We start from the raw sequence: 18,101 nt of genomic DNA, 5'->3' as shown, positions 1-18,101 counted from the left end.
TTAGGCCACTCTACGCTTCCGGGCTGAAGGGTGGGCAGGGGAAGTTCTCTCTCCCTTGTGCGCGGAGCACGCTAACGAAGGCATTTCCGGTGATCCTTAGCGTGCTTTGTCCTCACGCCGTCAGGGATTGCCTGTGACGGGCGAGCCTGGCTGCTTTGGCCCGTCGGCGGTGTTTTCGGCGATGGCGCCACGGCAGCCCGTCAAGTGCCGGCCCGGATGCCGGCCTCGAGCGCACTTGCGCGCCAACTGATGCGGTGTCGGCCAGTGCTGTGTCAGTAGGGGGTGTATTAGCCGGGGCGGTGCCCGGCAGCGGCGGCGCTGTGGAGTGGTAGGTGTGGCCGGTGGGGGTTTGGAGTTCCACTGTGTGACGCTGTCCAGGTTTGGTGATTGGTGTGGCGGTCCAGCCGGGTGTTTCCTTGGTGTGGTTGCAGGTTTCGCAGAGGCCTTGGCCGTTGGTGCTGGTGGTGGGTCCGTCCTGGTGCCAGGGGATGATGTGGTCGTGGTGGCGGATCGGGGCGTCGCAGTAGGGGGTGCGGCAGGTGTTGTCGCGGATCTGGAGGAAGCGGCGGATCCCGGGCGGGAAGAGCCGGGCTTTGGAGTCCATGGCCAGGAGGTCCCCGGCGCCGGGGGCGGTGTAGAGCCGGCGGAGCCAGACCTGATATTGGGCATCGTCCGCGCCGCTGGCAGACTTGGTTGCCGGGCGTGCTGATCCTGAAGCCAGAGATCCGGCACCCGTGAATCTTGGACCAGCCGCTCCAAGGCCCGCTAACTTCGGGCCGGCCGCCGCGCCGAGGACTGCTTTCCGGGCCCAGTGGGCGGGGACGGTGCCGTAGCCGGTGAGGCGGCCGGGTTCGCTGTCGCCCTGGAGGAGGGTGCGGTCGGTCATGACGAGCTGGACTTCGATGCCGCTGATCCCGGCCGGGGTGCCGGTGACGCGTTCAACGAGTTCATCGGCCATGATCGCGCCCCGGGACCGGTCATCCCCAGCGGACTTCACCGTGTCCGCGTGGCGGGTCAGGGCCGCGTAGGCGGCGACGCCCTGGCTGACCGGGAGGAGTGCGGTCAGGTAGGTCATGGTGTCAGGCGCCGGCCGCAGGCTGACGCAGCGGTCCGTGACGGCACGGGAAGCGCGTTTAGCCACCGAGTGGGGGTCGCGCCGGTACGCGGCGGCGCGGACGGCGGCGGTGATGGCCCGGTCCCCGGCGCCGACCAGGGCGCCGGTGTCCGCGGCGATCTCCTCGTCCACGGCGCACCGGTCTGCGGCGGACAGGCAGGCCGTTTCCTTCACGATGAGGGTGGCGCGCCATTCGTTCAGCTGCCCGGACCGCAAAGCGGCCAGGGTGCGGGGCATCTCGGTGGCCAGGGCGTTCGCCAGGCCCAGGAGCCTCGCGCCGCGGGCAGGGGGCTCCCGCCGCGCCAACGCAATTTCCGCCGCCACCCCGGTACCCTGTTCAGCGACCGGGACGCCGGCGGCGGCCTGCTCCCGGCGCCGGGTGAGGTCGAAAGCCGCGGCGATTTCGGCCTGCTTCGCGGCAGCCGCAGATTTCAGGTCCTCGAGTCCGCGGAGCTGGTCGATCATACCCGGGCCGTCAACGGCGGGACGGACGGCAGCCAACGCGCGAAAGGTATCGGCAACACAAGGCCGCGCAAGGCCACCCGCCTCCAGCCCCGCAGCTGCCTCCAGCCCTGCTTTCGCCGCCAGGCCCGTTGCCGCTGTCGTCGCCGCTTCCATAGACAAATTCTTCCAGCAGGGTGGGACAAAATCCGGTCCGCCGGCGCGTATGTGGATAACCAAGGCAAGCCCCGCAGGCCGTACGGGCACAGGCCGTGCTGTTGAATGAGGGTATGGAGTTCACCAAGAAGGGCCTGAAAGCGGAGGGCTTCGCCGGCTTCCGGCCAATCGGCGCGCTCGATGCCATGCGGATCCCCCAGGGAACCGGGCTCTTCGCCGTGCTGGCACCGGAAGGGTTCCAACCCCGCTTCCTCCAGAAAAGCACCGCCGGCGTCTTCAAGAAGAAGGACCCGTCGCTCCCCGAAGCAGCCCTGGCCGCCGAATGGGTGGACACCGCCGCGGCTCTTTACCTGGGCAAAGCCGGCCCCGGCAGTAAAGGCAACCGCGGCCTCAGGAGGCAAATCCAGGAGTTCCTGGACTTCGGGCAGGGCAAGCCGCCGGGGCACTGGGACGGCCGCCTGGTCTGGCAGCTCGCAGACGCCGAAAAGCTGGTCATCGCCTGGAAGGAACTCCCCGCGGAACAGCTCACCACGGCCGAGGCGGACTACCACTCAGCCTTTGTTGACGTGTACGGCAGGTTGCCCTTCGCAAACCTCGTGAGGGCCCGCGTCAAAGGCTAGAAGCAACCGGAACTAAGCCAATCCGCCGTCGTAGGTAAAACGTCCGGCAAGCATCGTGGCCGCCACCGGCATCGCGGCGAACTCCCCTTCCGGCACAGTCAGCGGATCCCCGTCCAGGAGCACCAGGTCAGCGGCGTCGCCAACACACACACGCGAGCGGCCCCGGGCGGAAGCCAGGAGGGCCTCCTCCCGCGTGATGGCCTCCTGCGGATGCCAGGGCCCGCGCCCGTCGCTGCGTGCCCGCAGGACAGCGGCGGACATCGCCAACCACGGTTCGAGCGGCGCCACCGGTGCATCCGAACCCAGCAGCAGCGAAGCCCCGGCATCGAGCAGTGACCGCAGCGGAAAGGCGCGGTCCGTCCGCCCGGCCCAGTTGGAATCCGCGGCGTCCCGGTCATCCAGTGCGTGGACCGGCTGGACGCTGGCCGCCACCCCCAGCGGCCCGAAACGCGCAAAGTCCTCCCGGCGGACGAACTGGGCGTGCTCGATCCGGCCGCCAACACCTGCACTTTCAAAAGCATCAAGGGCCACCTGGTTGGCCGCATCCCCGATGGCGTGGACGGCGGGAACAAACCCCGTGTCCCGCGCCCGCCCCAGCAACGCCGCCAGCTCGCCAGCACTCACTGTCAGCAGCCCGCACCCGCCGAAAGGGTAAGGATCCACGCAAAAGGCAGTCCGGGTATTAAGGGAACCGTCAATGAGCACCTTAAGCGGTCCCACCCTCAGCAACCCGCCGCCGCCGTCGACCTCCTGCCCCGTCCGCATGCCTTCGGCCACGGCACGCTCAAGGTCTGCCGGATAGACACCGGCCTCCACCCGCAAAGCGTCAAACCCGCCGGCGATGCGCCGCAGCCACGGGTCCCGGTTCCACGTCATCTCAAAATCCACCACGCCCACCACGCCGCGGGCAGCAGCCGCCCGGGCGGCGTCACTGACCCAGCCATCCAGGACACTGTCCGGCAGCCGCCCCAGTTCCCGGGTCAGGGCAAAGGCAGGCTCCTCGCGCAGCAAACCAGAAGCCTCAACCCGCACTCCATACCGGCTGGCCGCGGCCGAGTTGAGCCATACGCTGTGCAGGTCGTGGCTGACCAGCGCCGTCGGCTGGCTGCCGGTGGCGGAATCCAGCAGTGCCAGGGAGGGCTCGTCCGGCCACAGCGCGTCCCGGAAGCCGACGCCGACGGCGGTCACCGACGGGTCGGCTCCGGACAAGAAGGAACGGACGACGGCGGCAGCTTCCCGGGCGGTTCCGGCAGCCGAGAGGTCAATACGGTTGGCGTGCAGCGCCCACTGGGTCATGTGGACGTGCTCATCCCACAGCCCCGGAATCAGGTGGCGCCCTTCCGCATCAATCACGGGGGCGGCGGAGGGGAATTCCGCAGCAGCCCCGATCCGGCTCACGCGGCCGCGGCTGATGTGCACGCTGACGGGAGCGTCGTCCCCCGGTATCCGCACGTTCTCCAGGACAAGGTCGCTCATGCGGAACCGCGGAGCCGTTCCATCTCGCGGCGGTCCTTCTTTGTGGGCCTGCCCGCACCCCGGTCGCGCTGTGGCAGGCCAAGTGCCGGGGCAACCGGTCGCGGCGGCGTGTGGTCGGTGAAACAGTGGGAGGCCGCCTCGGCACCAACACGCTTGGCAATCAGCCGGCGCACTTCAAGGATGCGTTCGTAGCCGGACATCCGCACCGTCACGGTGTCGCCCGTGACCAGCGTCGCGGACGCCTTGGCCGGGCTGCCGTTCAGGCGGACATGGCCGGCGCGGCAGGCGGCGGTGGCGGCAGAGCGGGTCTTGTAGGCGCGGATGGCCCACAGCCACGCATCAATGCGGACACTGGCAGGGGAGGAAGGAAGGCTGGTCATGGCTGGCACCGAGTATAGCCCCGGCTCCATGGCGCAGAGGCCAGGCCGGCCAAACGGTTACTCCACGGTCACACTCACCCGCTGCACCACGTTGTTGCCCAGCCCCTGGTAGTTCCAGTTCTGCTCCAAGGGCTGGGTTGCGCCGGTTTCATCCGTTGCGCGGCAGGAAAGCTCGTGCACGCCCGGGTCCGCCACCCACGGCATGGTCCACTTCCGCCACGCGTATCCGCCGGCGGGCTTCTCCAGGTGCGCGGGCTGCCAGGTGCCGTCGATGCCGACCTCCACGCCGGTGACCGCGCCCTTCCCGGACCAGGCCCTGCCCTGCAGGAGCACCGGGCCGGGCTTCAGGAGTCGCTTGCGGGTGAAGAAGTCCGGGATGCCCGGCGGAACCATCAGCGAACGCACCCTGATCCGCGAAACGGGAGTGCCGGCGTCGTCCGCTGAATCCTGGTAGCGGTACGCAACCTCCTGCTGGTAGCCCCGGAAGGGGGCTGTGACCACCTCAACGGATTCCAGCCACTTCACGCTGGCCATGCCGTACCAGCCGGGCACCACCAGCCGCAGCGGATATCCGTGCTGCGGCGGCAGTTCGCTGCCGTTCATTTTGTAGGCAAGGACGACGTCGGGACGCATCGCTTCATGGATCGGCAGGCTCCGCGCGTAGCGCTGGGGGACGCCGCCCTGGACACCCTGGTCCGATCCTGTGAACACCACCTCGACAGCGTGCGGCAGGACGCCCGCCTTGCCCAGGAGATAGGCGAGCGGAACCCCGGTCCAGTGCGCGGTGCCCACGCCCTCCATGATCCACGGCTGGCTAAGCGGCCGCGGATTCAGGAGGGAGCGCCCGTTCCCCGCGCACTCCAAGGTGACCGGCACCGTGATGGCCGGGTCCTTGCGGAGGGCCGCCATGCTCAGTTCCAGGGCCATCTCAACCGCGCCGCTGATCCGGAGGTGCCACGAGGAGGCATCGACGTCAGGGATATCGAAATGCGTCAGCACGTAGTGGAGCCCGGGCGGAGTGATGTCCCGGCGGAGCGCCTCCAGCGGCATGGAGTGGTTGCGCGCACCCAGCTGGAGTTCCTCCGGGGTGAGCGGGCCCGTGGTGGGCGCGGCCGCGGGCGGCGCCGGACGCCCCGCCGCTGTGGCCGGACCGGAAGACTGCTGGTTCGTGTAGGTCTGTTTCATGGCGCTGCGACTCTTTTGCCTGGGATTCTGCTCGGCGGGCTGGAAGCGCCCTTGCCTCAGGTCTACGCCCGCCCCGCCCGCCCGTCAACGGAGAGGCGCCGCCCGGGTGCGCAGGGGCTAGAGCTGCGGACGCGCCAGGAACTCGGCCAGGCTGATCGGGTCCTGCCCGGTGAGGCCATGGACATCGGGCGATATCCCTGCCATCTCCCCGGCGGCAATGGCTGTATACGTGCTCACCCATGCGTCCACCTGCCAAGGCGGGGCGCCGTAGGACGCCCGGGATGCGTGCGCCTCCTCCATAGTTTCCGGATGGTAGGTGATGGTCCGCCCGGTTTGTTCGGTAATGATCCCGGCGGCCTGTGCCAACGTCAGTTCCTCCGGGCCGGTCAGGTTGTAGGTGGTCCCCTTGTGGATGGCGGGGTCGCGCAGCACGGCAACGGCGCAGCGGGCAACGTCCTCGCGGGCAACCCCGGAGAAGACCCCGGTGCCGGCCGGACCGCGGATCACGCCGTCTTCCCCGGCCAGCAGCGGCAGGAAATCAAGGTAGAGGTTGTCCCGCAGGAACGTGAACTCCAAACCGGACGCCCTGATGTGCTCCTCAGTGGCGTAATGGTCCCGGGCCAGCGTGAAGGCGGCATCCGGCGCCGCGCCATAAAAGGACGTGTACACCACATGCTCCACGCCGGCGGCGGCAGCCGCATCCACGAAGCCGCGATGCTGCTGCACCCGGTCCTCGGTTTCCGCAGCAGACACCATGAACAGGACTTTCACTCCCTCGAGGGCGCGCCGGGCGGCTGCCGAATCCTCATAGCTGCACACGTCAGCCGTGGCGGCGTCCAGTTCAGGGGCGCGGGCGGCATCGCGGACCAGCAGGCGCTGGGCGGAACCCAGCCCGGCAAGGTGCCGCGCCACCATTCCGCCCAGCCCGCCGGTGGAACCCGTGACGGCTAAGTCCGGGAGTTCGGAAGCCACCGGCCGCCTATGCTTCCCGTTTGGCCGGGGACTTGGTCTGGGCGGGATCGCGCTCGGCCAGCGAACCGATGGCGTCATCGATCTTCTTCAGGACCTCCGGTTCAAGCTTCACGCCTGCAGCGCCCACGCTGTCCGCGATCTGCTCGGGGCGGGAGGCGCCCACGATGGCTGAGGCAACGTTCGGGTTCTGCAGCACCCAGGCCACCGCCAGCTGCGGCATGGACAGCCCGGCTTCCTCGGCAATGGGCTTGAGCTCCTGGACACCGGCCAGGACGTCGTCGCGCATCCAGCGCTCGATCATCTTGGCTCCGCCCTTCTCGTCCGTGGCGCGGCTGCCTTCGGGGGCGGGCCGGCCGGGAAGGTATTTGCCGCTGAGGACGCCCTGGGCCATGGGCGACCAGACTATCTGGGACACGCCCAGCTCCTCCGACGCCGGCACAACCTCCGCCTCGATGACCCGCCACAGCATGGAATACTGCGGTTGGTTGGAGATCAGCTGGAAGCCGAGTTCCTTGGACAGGGCGTGGCCTTCACGCAGCTGCTCCGCGGTCCACTCGCTGACGCCGATATACAGGGCCTTGCCCTGCCGGACGATGTCCGCGAACGCCTGCATGGTCTCTTCAAGCGGGGTTTCGAAGTCGTAGCGGTGGGCCTGGTAGAGGTCCACGTAGTCCGTTTGGAGCCGCCGGAGGGAGCCGTTGATGGACTCCATGATGTGCTTCCGGGACAGGCCAAGGTCATTCTTGCCCTTGGGGCCGGTGGGGCCGTAAACCTTGGTGAAGATCTCGAGGGATTCGCGGCGCTCGCCCTTCAGGGCTTCGCCCAGTACGGTTTCCGCAGCCGTATTGGCATAGACGTCGGCGGTGTCGAACGTGCTGATGCCGGCGTCAAGGGCGGCGCGCACACACTGCGAGGCGACGTCGTTTTCAACCTGCGAGCCGTGCGTGAGCCAGTTGCCGAACGTGATTTCCGAGACTTTGAACCCGCTGTTTCCGAGGTATCTGAATTCCATGGGTTTCACGCTAGCCCAGATGGTTGCTCAGGGTAAGGGCTGTCTACCCTTTGAAGCGGAGCCCGTTCCTGGACCCTTGCCTGTTTCCGCTGCCGCCTTGCCGATGTGCGCCGGACCGGACAGGGACAGCAGCGAGCCGGTGTCCAGCGGAGCCAGGGGGCGGGGGGCCTGCGGCTTCTTGAAGGACCGCGGCAGCTCGTGGGAAGGGCGGCTGTTATCAAGCGCGGACTCCACCAGCGGCGCCACTTCCGCCACCTTTTCAGCCGGCACTCTTGGATCAGGAAGATCGCGCACCGAGAGTTTTATTTGCGGCTTTGCTGCACGCGCCCTCGCCTTTGCGCGGGCGTCCGCGTCCGCGACGGCGGCGGCCCAGTCCTCCGTCAGGACGGGCGGTTCGCGGCGGGCGGCAGCCAGCGCAGGGTGGTGTTCGACGGCGGTGCGCAGCGACGACTTCACGTGGGCGGGTTTCAGCGCGGTGCGCCAACCACGGGGCGCCTTTCCCGGCCGGCGGCGGAAGGCCCGCACGAGCAGTCCGGCGCGTGGACGGCGCGCTGCGGATGCCGCGCCGGCACCGTCGTCGGCCGTGCCCGGCCGGCTACCGGCAGGCCCGGTCAAGCGCACCAGCGGGAGTGATTCGTTTCCGGTGCCCCTGCCGAACAGGGCCAACAGCAAAACGGCGGCGAGCCGGCCTAGTCCTGCCAGGACCAAGGTGATGACCCCCAGCAGGAAGAGGACCAGGAACATCAGGAAGGCGACTCCCACGGTGCCCAAAAAAGTCAGGTTGAGGATGAGCGTATCCGGATTTTCCACGTCATCTCTCCTCTCTGCCTGCAGCGGGGCCGGCGGCGGCACCACTCTGCCTGCGCGCCGGCTCCTTCTCCACCTTACGGATTTTTGCGGGGCCGTGCCGCCGGGTGCCCGGCTGCTTCCCTGGTTGTAGCAAAGCTGTTACCCATGTGACAGCATCGGTTGGATGACCGAGTCCAGGGACCACGAAAACTGCATGTGCCTGTCCGGAGAGCCGTACGGACAGTGTTGCGGGCGGTTCCACCGGGGCGCGGCGGAGGCCGCCACCGCGGAGCAGTTGATGCGCTCCCGGTACAGCGCGTTCGTGCTCCTTGACGGTGACTACCTCCGGCGCACCTGGCATCCCCGGACAGCGCCGGCGGAGCTGGTACTGGACCCGGGGATGGAGTGGCGGCGCCTGGATATCCTTTCCACGTCCCGGGGCGGGCCGCTGGATACCGAAGGGACCGTGGAGTTCAAGGCCTACTATCGGCACGGCGGCGAACGCGGGGTCCTGCATGAGAACAGCAGGTTCATCCGGGAACATCGGCGGTGGCTCTATCTGGACGGGAAGATGCTGCCCTGACTACTCGTCGTCGTAGTCGTTGTCCGGCGTGAAGCCGGCGCGGTCCACCTTCCGGTGGAAGTGCATGCCCGCGAGTCCGCCCAGTACTGCACCTACCAGGGCCACCAAGGCAACCACCACGGCGGCAATGATGCTGGTGGTGGTCAACTGGCCTTCATTGACGGGGATGCGCGGGAAGCTGTTCAGGTTGGCCAGGACGTTGAACTGCTGTCCGAACACGAGGCCAAGGATGGAAACGAGTACTGCCACGATCAGCGCCCAGATCCACACCATGACGCCCTGCTTGGCGCCGTTGAAGCGCGCCATTCGCCCTGCCACGTAGCCGCCGCAGTAGTAGGACAGGAACAGGATGACCAGCAGGACAATGATGCCCACCAGCCCCACCGTGCCCTGGTTCCGGGCAGCCTGGTTGACTGCCTCGTTGACATCCGTGTTGGTGGCCAGGCCAACAGCGGTTCCGGCCGCCGCCACAAGGGCTGTCAGCAGGACGGCCATGCCGGTGGCCGTGAGCCAGCCGAAGAACGCGGAGCCCACCTTGATGCCGCCGAACCGTTCCTTTTCCCGCGCGACGGCGGTCTGCCGGTCAGTGAGGTTCGGATCAACAGCCGGCGCGGAGGACGTGGGGACGTAGTCCCGCTCCGCATGGGCGCCGGCCGGTCCTGTGTGTTCCGCGGGCACGCGGTCGTACGCGGAGGTGGGGGCTGCATCGCTTGCCGGCACCTGTTGGTAGGCGCGCGTGGGTTCGCCGCCGGCGGTATCGCCGCGATGGCTTCGGTTCCGGTCAGCGTCCTCCCGGGCTCGCCTCGGGGGCAGGTTGTCTGGGTCTGTTGAGCTGCTCATGGATCAACTCAACCATCGGCCCGGAGGGATAGCAAGGATGCTTACTATTTTGTGACCTGCAGTTCTACCGGTATCTGCGGTGCAGGTTGTCCTTTTGGGAGGGGCCGGGAGAGGCGTCGGCAATCCACGGACCCGTTCCTTCAGACTGGTCCAGCACGCCTTCCTCCAGCCAGGTGTAATCTCCGGCGAGGACCTTCCGCGTGAGGGCATGGTCGCCGTCGTCCGTGTTACGCCACAGCTGGTCGAAGTACTCGTCCACGCGCACCCTGGCCTGCTCGCAGTACGCCTCAGCGAGCTCGTAGGCGCTGGCGGCCTTTTCGGGAGCGGTGTGGAGCAGCATCTCCGCCCTGGCACAGCAGGCCGTCATGGCGAACAGCTCGGCGCCGATGTCCACCACCCTGCCCAGGAACGCCTGCTTCCTTTCGAGCCTGGCCTGCCAGCGGCCCATGGCGTAGAACGTCTGCCGTGCAAGGCGCCGGGACGAGCGCTCCACGAACCGCAGCTGCTTGGCCAGCCGGCCGAAGTCGCTGTACGAACGCGGGTCCATGCCGGCTCCGGCCACCAGCTTGGGGAGCCACTTGGCGTAGAAGCCGGAAGCGCCGACGGCGGCCTTCGCCTTATCGGACAGGCTTGCGTCCAGGGATGCCAGCTCGCCCGCGGCGGCCAGGTGGGCGTCCACCGCTTCCCGGGCGATCAGCAGCCGCATGATCTCCGAGGAACCCTCGAAAATCCGGTTGATCCTCAGGTCCCTCAGCTGCTGCTCGGCCGGGACGGCGCGCTCGCCGCGCGCAGCCAGGGAATCGGCGGTCTCAAAGCCCCGGCCGCCGCGGATCTGCACCAGTTCGTCGGCAATCCGGCAGCTGATTTCAGTGGCCCAGAGCTTGGCCAGGGCGGCTTCAATCCGCACGTCCTTTTGGCCGGCGTCCGCAAGTTCGGCCGAGAGTTCGAACACCGCATCCAGGGCGAAGGCGGAGGCCGCGATGAAGGCGATCTTCTTGCCCACGGCCTCGTGCTCGCCCACCGGCCTGCCCCATTGGGTGCGGGCGTTGGACCATTCCCGGGCAATCTTCAGGCTCCACCGGCCGGAGGCGACGCATAGCGCCGGCAGCGCGAGGCGCCCGGTATTGAGCGTGGTCAGTGCGATCTTCAGGCCCTGGCCTTCGCGCCCCAGCCGGTTGGCAGCCGGCACGCGGACCTGGTGGAACCGGGTGACGCCGTTCTCAATCCCGCGCAGGCCCATGAACGCATTCCGGTTCTCCACGGTGATGCCCGGCGAGTCCATCTCCACCACGAACGCGCTGATGCCGCCCTTGTGCACGGTGCCGTCCGCGTCCGTGTGGGCAGGGACCACGGCCATCACCACCACCAGTTCCGCAACCACCCCGTTGGTGGTCCACAGCTTGACGCCGTCCAGGAGATACGCCTCGCCGTCATCCGTTGGCGTCGCCGTGCTGCCCAGCCGGGCGGGATCGCTGCCCACATCCGGTTCCGTCAGCAGGAAGGCGGTGATGGCCCCGGCGGCGCAGCGGGGCAGGTACTCGCGCTTTTGCTCAGGGGTTCCGAAAACCTTGACCGGTTCCGGCACTCCGATGGACTGGTGGGCCGAGAGGAGGGCGCCGAGGCTTGGATGGACGCTGCCCAGGAGCGCCAGGGCACGGCCGTAGTAAACCAGGGAGAGCCCCAGGCCGCCGTATTCCTCCGGGATCTTCATCCCGAAGACACCGAGGTCCGCCAGGCCCCGGATGTACTCGTCCGGAATCTTGGCCTCACGCTCGATCACCCGGCCGTCCATGGTGCGGGCGAACCCGGTCAGGCGCTCCATGAATGCTTCGCCCCGCTCCACGGAGGCAGGATCGGGGGTGGGCCAAGGGTGGACCAGCCCGAGGTCGAAGCTGCCCAGGTAGAGTCCCTTCGCGAAGCTTGGGCGCTCCCAGCCGGTTTCCCGGGCGGCCTCTGCCACGGCGCGGGCGTCCTGGGCTGTGGCGCCGGCACCTAGTTTTCCGGCGGGAACGGGGGTCTCCCCGGGGTGCGCGTCCGTTGCCGTTGCGGTGGAAACGGGGAGGCCGGTGGCGGGGCTTGTTGCGGAGGTGCTGTCAGTGGCGGAGCTCATGGGTTATCTCCTTGGCCGGAATGGCCGGGTGTAGCCATGGATCCGCCGGGTTGGAGAACCCTTCAGCTGTCCCTCAAGATTACCCGCGGGTAGGTTCCGGTGCTAGGGGAGTGCTGGGCCTGGAAATCCCCGGAAACATCCACCGTCGCCGCGTGGTGCACCAGCCTGTCCCAGCCTGCGTTGATGCCGTGGACCACGGCCAGGAGGGTGGTGGAAACCACGGTCCAGCCCAGCTTTCCGATCCCCAGCAGCACCAGGGCAACCAGTCCTGCTGCCAGGACGAATGCTGCCAGGACCACCGCGAACACCAGGGTGCCCGCGAAGACCAAGGTGGCGGTTTCAACTGAACTGAGATCGAAGTGCATTGAGTCCCCCTGCTGCGACGTTGCTTTGGTTGAGATCAGTAGCAGAAGCGTAGGGTGGGACCTCTCCGGCCAGCCATAGCCGCCGGGCCGGAAGTAGCTGTTGGTATGGGATCGAAACACTACGGCCGGGTAGGTCACGAAGCGGTCGCGGCGCCTGCGTTAACCTTGTAGTTGGCAGTTTTCGATCCAAGCCGCCGCCCCGCCCCCCGCAAACAGCCCAAGGAGAGTGTGTGCCCCGCTCCGCCAGGTCATCCGCTGACGCCATCAGCGCCCGGCTCCGGGACCTCGAACTCCTGACCAAAGGACCCGCCTGGGCCTTGACGCGCTCGGCGCCCTGGGTGATCGCGGTGCTGCAGGCATCCTTCACCCGCACCCGCCCCCAGCTTCCGCTCGAGGAGTTCCACGCCGACGTCGACTCCTTCCTTGAGGAGCTGCGCAGGCAGGATCCCGGGCTGGGCGGCGGCGCCAACGGAAAGTCCTTTGGCGACGAGTGGACGCGCCGGCAGTTCCTGACGCGGCGGAACCAGTCCGGTCAGATCGTTTACGAGGTAACGGAACCGGCCGCCCGTGTGCTCGCCTTCCTGGACAGCCTCTCCAGCGAACGCTCCACCCTCAACGGGTCGCGCCTCGGCACGCTGCTGGGCGACGTCGAGAAGCTCGCCAACGAAACCAACCCGGACCAGAGCGCCCGCCTCGAGTCGCTGGAAGAGGAGATTGAAGAACGCCAGCAGCTGATCCAGGACATCAGCTCCGGCGAGTTCGACGGCCTGCTGGACGACGACCAGGCGGTGGAAGCCGCGGGCAACATCCTGGACCTCGCCGCGAGCCTGCCGGCCGACTACAAAAAGATGCGTGACCGGATCGAGGAACTGGTGGGCGGGCTGCGCAACCAGATCATCGAGGAGTCGCTCACCAAGGGCGCCACCATGGCCCAGGTCCTGGAAGCGGACAAGCGCCTCCGCCAGAGCCCCGAGGGCAGGACCTTCCGTTCCTTCACCGCGTTCCTCGAGGACCCGCAGCAGCAGCTGAGGTTCCGGTCCGCGATCGGCGAGGTCCTCAGCCGGCAGTTCGCCGACGACCTCTCGCCCGAGGACCGGGAAACGCTGAAGAACCTGGTGGCCGAGCTTCGCCAGCAGCACAGCCAGATCCAGCGGATCTACGGCAAGCTGAGCGAAAGCCTCAACACGTACGTGCAAAGCGACGACTTCCGCCAGTCGGTCCGGCTCCGCCAGGTCCTCCGGGAAGCCGAGCAGGCCATCCGGTCCCTTCCGTACGAACGGGAACGCCCCGGCCTGGTCCGCGGTCCTGTCCTCTTCAACGCCGGGTTCGAGTCGCTGTCCATGGTCAAGCTCTTCGACCCTGACGAGTTCGCAGCTCCGCCCAAACTTGCGGACCCCATCGCCTTCAGCGATGCCGACCGCGTGCGCTCGCCGAGGACCGGCAAGGCCAAGCCCGAGGTGGTGCGCGCGGCCATGGCCGGCGCCGCCACGCTTTCCGAAGCCTGGCAGCAGCTGCCCCCGGAAGAGCAGCACATCAACACCATCCGGGCGCTCCTCTCCCACGCCCTCCACGCCGGAGCGGGCTTCGACAAGGAAGCCCTCGACGCCCTGGACTTCGAACAGATAGACGGAACCTCACGCAGGGCCTACCTGCCGCTGGTCACGCTTCCAAAGGATTCACGATGACTGAAGAAATGACCACGACGGCGGCCCCGGAGGCAGAGCGCGGCGAAGGGGCGGGGGCGGCGTCCGGTGCGGAACGGCCTTTCGCCGTCACCCCGCGCGATACGTTCGTCGACGGTGCGGCCCTCTTCCCGGGTGATACTGGCGTTCTCCCGATGAAGGTGCGGCAGGCACTGGTGAAGCTCCTCAAGGGTCCGTATATCGACGGCGGCCGGGACGAGAAGCTCTGGACCGTCCTCCTGGACAACCAGGTGATCCTGCGCAGCCGGTTGTCGGAGCTGTTCCTCACCATGGAACTGGACCACGAACGGAAGATCGCCGTCCTGCGGCCGGTGGATCCGGACGCGATCGGGGGCAGCGCCCGCTCCAGCATCCTCCGGCAGCAGCGTGCGCTCAGCCGGGTGGAGACCATTGTGCTTCTCCGCCTGCGCCTGCTGCTGGACCGGCATGTCACCGCGCAGACGGACCCCACCATCACGCGCGAGGAGATCGCCGACCTCGTGGCGCACTACCAGCCCGCGGGCCAGCAGGACGCGCTCCGGGATTCGGACGTGGTGAACAGGGCCATCACCAAGCTCCTCGCCCGCCAGCTACTCCTGCCCACGGGCCTGGAGGACGTCTACACCATCTCCAACGCCCTGCCCCTGGCCCTCCCCTTCGAGAACATCGGCGACATCCCGGCCCAAATAGAAGCCTTGGTGGCGGCGACCACAGATCCCGCGGGCACCGAGGCATTAATAGAGCTGGACTCGGATCCGGCGGCTGACCCCGCCGGGACCGGGGACGCAACCGAAGTGGAGGATGCCCGGTGAGCATCGCGAGCATGCTGCCGATGGGCGAGCTGACGAACCCCGGCCAGATGCGCCTTGCCCTGGTGCAGGTGGTCAACTGGGGCACGTTCCACGGGGCGCACACGATGCACGTGGACCGGAACGGCACGCTGCTGACCGGCAACTCAGGTGTAGGCAAGTCGACGCTGTTTGATGCCATGCTGCGGGTTTTCGACGCCCGGCCGAGGTCCAACGAGGCCGCCGCCCAGCGGTCCGGCGGTGCCGTGGAGGACAAGCGGACCACGTTTACGTACATGCGCGGCAAGGTGGGCGACAAGGCCGTCGGCGAGGGCTCGGCGAGTGCCTTCCAGCGGCCCGGGGCCACCTGGTCCGCCGTCGCCCTGACGTTCGACAACGCCGCCGGCACGCGGGTTACCGTGTCCGCGCTGTTCGACCTGCCCAAGAACGGCACGGAGTCCAGCGTGGGACGGTTCTACCTGGTCGACCACCAGCCGCTGGACCTGGAGGCGCTGGAGGGCATCGCGGACAAACGGTTCACCAAGGCTGCCCTGGAGGCGATTTTCCCGGACGCCCAGGTTTTCGATGTCCACAAGGCGTTTGCGGAACGGTTCCGCCGGCTGCTCGGCATCAACTCGGACCAGGCCCTTCCGCTCCTGCGCGTGATCCAGGCCGGCAAGGGCCTGGGCGGCAGCGTCAACACGTTCTTCCGCGACCAGGTCCTGGACGCCCCGGCCACGCTCGCGGCAGCGGACGACGTCGTGGAGGAATTCAGCAACCTGATGTCCATCCGGCAGCGGCTGGAGGACGTCCGGCAGCAGCGGGACCAGCTCGCCCCGGTTCCCGGGCTCAACAAGGAGTATGCACAGGCGCTGCTGGACGCGAACCGGCTGCGGGACCTGGCAGGCGAAGAATTCGAGGCCTACAAGCAGCAGCTGGCCGTCACGGTACACGAAAAAACGCTGCTCCGCTTCAAGGAGCTGGCCCAGGCGAAGGCCAAGGAGCTCGGCGCCGAACGAACGGTCCGGGACGGGCTGGCCAAGGAACTGCGCCAGCTGGAGGCGGACTACAACAACCAGGGCGGCAACGCGATTTCCGCCATTGAGCAGTCGCTGGAGAACGCGCGCGTGGGCCTGAAGCTCCGCGAGCAGGTGGAGGAGGCGGCGCGCCAGGCATTGGCCGACGCCGGCCTGCAGCTGGAGTGGACCTCCGGCGGCTGGGAACAGGCGCACGAGCAGGCGGCCGCGAGGTCGGCAGAGCTCAAGGACGATTCCCAGGCCCTGCAGGAGCTGCGCTTCGAAGCGTTCGACGCGCACGCCACGAAGAAGCGGGAGCTGGCCGCAGCCGAGCAGGAGCTCGTCTCGCTGAAGACGCGCAAGTCGCTGCTGCCGCCGTCGAGCATTGAAAACCGCGCAGCGATCGCTGCCGCCACCGGCATACCCGAGGACCGGATGCCGTTCGCCGGCGAGCTGATGGACCTTGCCGAGGGGGAGGAAAAATGGCGCCCCGCCGCCGAGCGCGCGCTCCGCAACCTCGCCACCACGCTCCTGGTGCCCGGTGCCCACTTCGCTGCCGTGACCCGCTACCTCAACGACCACAACGTGCGCGGAGCATTGCGCGCAGTTGACGTGTCCAAGCCGCTCTCCGGCGGTGCGCTGGCGCTGGAGGACGTGCACGACGGCGACCTGCTCACCAAGCTGGACATCCTCACCACGGGCGTCGCGGCCGAGGCAGGTTCCTGGATCCGTGAGCGGATCGCGCTGGATTTCGCCTATCCCTGCGTAGAGGATCCGGACGAGCTCGCCGGGCTGGACCGTGGCCTCAGCCTGGGCGGCGTGGTGAAGCGCAACCGCCACACGGTGGAAAAGGACGACCGCTTCACCAGCCGGCAGGACTACGTCCTCGGGTTCGACAATGCCGCCAAGCTGGAACTCGTGGCCGGCCAGGTGGAGGACCTGCGGCAGGAGGTTGCCAAGGCGGCTGAGCTGGCGCAGAGCCGGGAAGACTCGCACCAGGGCATGAGCCGGCAGCTGGAGGCCCTGCGCCGGATCGCGGAGGACCACCGTTCGTGGGAACAGGTTTCGGCGGAGGTCGCTGCCGAGGAGCTTGCCCGGATCGAACAGCGCCTCAAGGATGCGCTGGCCGCCCAGGCGGACCTCGAGCCCCTCCGCGCGGCCATCGAAGAAGTGCGGCAGAAGCACCAGTCCAGCACCGAGGCCGCCGCCGTCCTGCAAAGCGAATACAAGTCGCTGGACCGGCAGCTGACCGCGGCGGATTCACTGCTGGAAGCCGCACGCAACCGCCTGGCCCAGGCGCCGCCGTCGGACGCTACCGTCAGCGCGCTGGAACCGTACTTTGCCGGCTTCGGCGACGTTACTGAGATGCACGAGCTGGACAACCTGGCCAACCGGGTGCGGACCGGACTGCTGGGGGAACTGCACGCAGCGGAGTCGCGCGGGCAGGCGACGGCCGAGCGGCTCACGAGGATTTTCGAGGGGTTCGTCCGGGAGTGGGGGAGTGCCATCTCCGCGGACCATGGCACCTCCATTGGCGCCGCGGGTGAGTTCGAGACCCGCTACCATGCGATCGTGAGCGACGGGCTGCCTGCGCAGGAGGCGGAATTCCGGCAGTTCTTCAACCAGCGCACGCACGAATCCTTCAGCACCCTCCTGCACCTGCTGGACGAGGAACGCCGCTCCATCAGCAGCCGGATCCTTCCGCTGAACGGCATCCTCTCGCAGGTCAACTTCCACGAGGGCAGCTTCCTGGAGCTGGACATCAAGCAGACGCTGCCGCCCACTGCCAAACAGTTCAAGGACGCCATCCAGAGCGCGCTCCGGGCGCGCCACACCCGGCCCGCCCGCGCGGACGCCTCCAAGGCGGAGGGCCAGGGCCAGGAGAGGGACGACGACGCCGAGCTCACCGCCCGCTACAAGTCCCTGGAAACCCTGGTGAAGCGGCTGGGCTCACAGGCGCCCGAGGACAGGCGCTGGCGGGCCGAGGTGCTGGACGTGCGCGGCCACCTGTTCATCCAGTGCAAGGAACACCGCGAGGTTGCAGGGCCGGCGTCGGGCAAAAAGGGCGGCGCCAAAAAGTCCGAGGTCTTCATGCACGCGGACACCGGATCCATGTCCGGCGGTGAACGGCAGCGTTTCACGGCCTTCATCATGGCCGCGGCCCTGAGCTACCAGCTGGGCATCGCCGAGCAGGGTTTCACCACCTACGGCACCGTGATGATGGACGAGGCATTCGTGCTGGCGTCCGAGGAGTTTGCGGGCGCCGGGATCAAGGCGCTGCACGAGTTCGGGTTCCAGCTGCTGCTGGCTGCGCCGGAGAACGTCATCGACCTCTCCCGGCACCTCGGTTCCGTCACCGAAATCCTCCGCGACAAGCGCACCAACCGCTCCGGCGTGCTCACGGCGCCTGTCATCAAACCGCGGCCGGGCGAAGAAGGCGCCTGGCGCTCCGAAGCGAACCCGGTGGACATCGTCCTGCGCTGACGGCACGCTCTCTCACTTAATGTGCCTTTTCCCCAAACCCTCCATCACCCGGTGATAGAGGGTTTGG

The 18,101-nt window shown here is 68.0% G+C and carries 15 protein-coding genes; 5 read left to right on the top strand and 10 right to left on the bottom strand.

The genetic code is table 11. The features are described from left to right. Nucleotides 1–112 precede the first annotated feature (112 nt). Complete coding sequence (locus SMD14_RS19355; RefSeq protein ID WP_409339694.1) at nt 113–1,732, bottom strand: HNH endonuclease; 1,620 nt, start codon at nt 1,730–1,732, stop codon at nt 113–115. A gap of 113 nt (nt 1,733–1,845) precedes the next feature. On the opposite strand from SMD14_RS19355, the gene SMD14_RS19350 reads away from it, so the two are divergent. Continuing rightward, entirely contained in the window at nt 1,846–2,352 is a 507-nt protein-coding gene (locus tag SMD14_RS19350; RefSeq protein WP_321214723.1) for a hypothetical protein, read from the top strand. A 12-nt stretch (nt 2,353–2,364) separates the two neighbouring features. Here the strand turns inward: SMD14_RS19350 and SMD14_RS19345 are convergent, their stop codons facing one another. The 6 genes from SMD14_RS19345 to SMD14_RS19320 all read right to left on the bottom strand — a co-directional run bounded on the left by SMD14_RS19345 (nt 2,365) and on the right by SMD14_RS19320 (nt 8,187). Further along, nucleotides 2,365–3,828: an amidohydrolase family protein gene (locus tag SMD14_RS19345; protein ID WP_321214722.1), complete on the bottom strand. Its 1,464-nt coding sequence runs from the start codon at nt 3,826–3,828 to the stop codon at nt 2,365–2,367. After that, entirely contained in the window at nt 3,825–4,208 is a 384-nt protein-coding gene (locus SMD14_RS19340; protein WP_157240388.1) for an RNA-binding S4 domain-containing protein, read from the bottom strand. Before SMD14_RS19340 ends, SMD14_RS19345 begins: the two co-directional genes overlap by 4 nt. A 57-nt stretch (nt 4,209–4,265) precedes the next feature. Then, a complete protein-coding gene (locus SMD14_RS19335; protein WP_321214721.1) occupies nt 4,266–5,393 on the bottom strand; it encodes a sulfite oxidase in 1,128 nt (375 codons plus the stop codon). Between the two features lie 117 nt (nt 5,394–5,510). After that, a complete protein-coding gene (locus tag SMD14_RS19330) occupies nt 5,511–6,308 on the bottom strand; it encodes an SDR family oxidoreductase (RefSeq protein ID WP_321216314.1) in 798 nt (265 codons plus the stop codon). Between the two features lie 64 nt (nt 6,309–6,372). Beyond that, entirely contained in the window at nt 6,373–7,377 is a 1,005-nt protein-coding gene (locus SMD14_RS19325) for an aldo/keto reductase family protein (RefSeq protein ID WP_157240392.1), read from the bottom strand. 27 nt (nt 7,378–7,404) lie between these two features. Then, complete coding sequence (locus tag SMD14_RS19320) at nt 7,405–8,187, bottom strand: hypothetical protein (protein ID WP_321214720.1); 783 nt, start codon at nt 8,185–8,187, stop codon at nt 7,405–7,407. Nucleotides 8,188–8,350: 163 nt separating this feature from the next. Between SMD14_RS19320 and SMD14_RS19315 the strand changes: the two genes are divergently transcribed. Then, nucleotides 8,351–8,749, top strand: coding sequence for a YchJ family protein (locus tag SMD14_RS19315; RefSeq protein ID WP_321214719.1), 399 nt, complete (start codon nt 8,351–8,353; stop codon nt 8,747–8,749). Here SMD14_RS19315 and SMD14_RS19310 read toward each other — a convergent pair whose 3' ends face one another. The 3 genes from SMD14_RS19310 to SMD14_RS19300 all read right to left on the bottom strand — a co-directional run bounded on the left by SMD14_RS19310 (nt 8,750) and on the right by SMD14_RS19300 (nt 12,064). Next, nucleotides 8,750–9,589, bottom strand: coding sequence for a YrzE family protein (locus tag SMD14_RS19310; RefSeq protein ID WP_321214718.1), 840 nt, complete (start codon nt 9,587–9,589; stop codon nt 8,750–8,752). Nucleotides 9,590–9,653: 64 nt separating this feature from the next. Continuing rightward, nucleotides 9,654–11,699, bottom strand: a complete 2,046-nt coding sequence (locus SMD14_RS19305) for an acyl-CoA dehydrogenase family protein (protein ID WP_157240396.1) — start codon at nt 11,697–11,699, stop codon at nt 9,654–9,656. A gap of 62 nt (nt 11,700–11,761) precedes the next feature. Further along, a complete protein-coding gene (locus tag SMD14_RS19300; protein WP_321214717.1) occupies nt 11,762–12,064 on the bottom strand; it encodes a hypothetical protein in 303 nt (100 codons plus the stop codon). Nucleotides 12,065–12,294: 230 nt separating this feature from the next. Between SMD14_RS19300 and SMD14_RS19295 the strand changes: the two genes are divergently transcribed. Genes SMD14_RS19295 through SMD14_RS19285 form a run of 3 tightly spaced genes read left to right on the top strand, consistent with a single transcriptional unit; the run spans nt 12,295 to nt 18,034 of the window. Then, entirely contained in the window at nt 12,295–13,749 is a 1,455-nt protein-coding gene (locus tag SMD14_RS19295; protein ID WP_321214716.1) for a DUF3375 family protein, read from the top strand. After that, a complete protein-coding gene (locus SMD14_RS19290; protein ID WP_321214715.1) occupies nt 13,746–14,558 on the top strand; it encodes a DUF4194 domain-containing protein in 813 nt (270 codons plus the stop codon). The genes SMD14_RS19295 and SMD14_RS19290 overlap by 4 nt, the downstream gene beginning before the upstream one ends. After that, complete coding sequence (locus SMD14_RS19285; protein ID WP_321214714.1) at nt 14,555–18,034, top strand: ATP-binding protein; 3,480 nt, start codon at nt 14,555–14,557, stop codon at nt 18,032–18,034. The genes SMD14_RS19290 and SMD14_RS19285 overlap by 4 nt, the downstream gene beginning before the upstream one ends. Nucleotides 18,035–18,101 lie beyond the last annotated feature (67 nt).

Source organism: Pseudarthrobacter oxydans (assembly GCF_034258515.1).
In the GTDB taxonomy this organism is placed as follows: Bacteria; Actinomycetota; Actinomycetes; order Actinomycetales; family Micrococcaceae; genus Arthrobacter.
The sequence above is the reverse complement of the archived record's forward strand: the minus strand, read 5'-3'. Positions and strand labels throughout refer to the sequence as shown.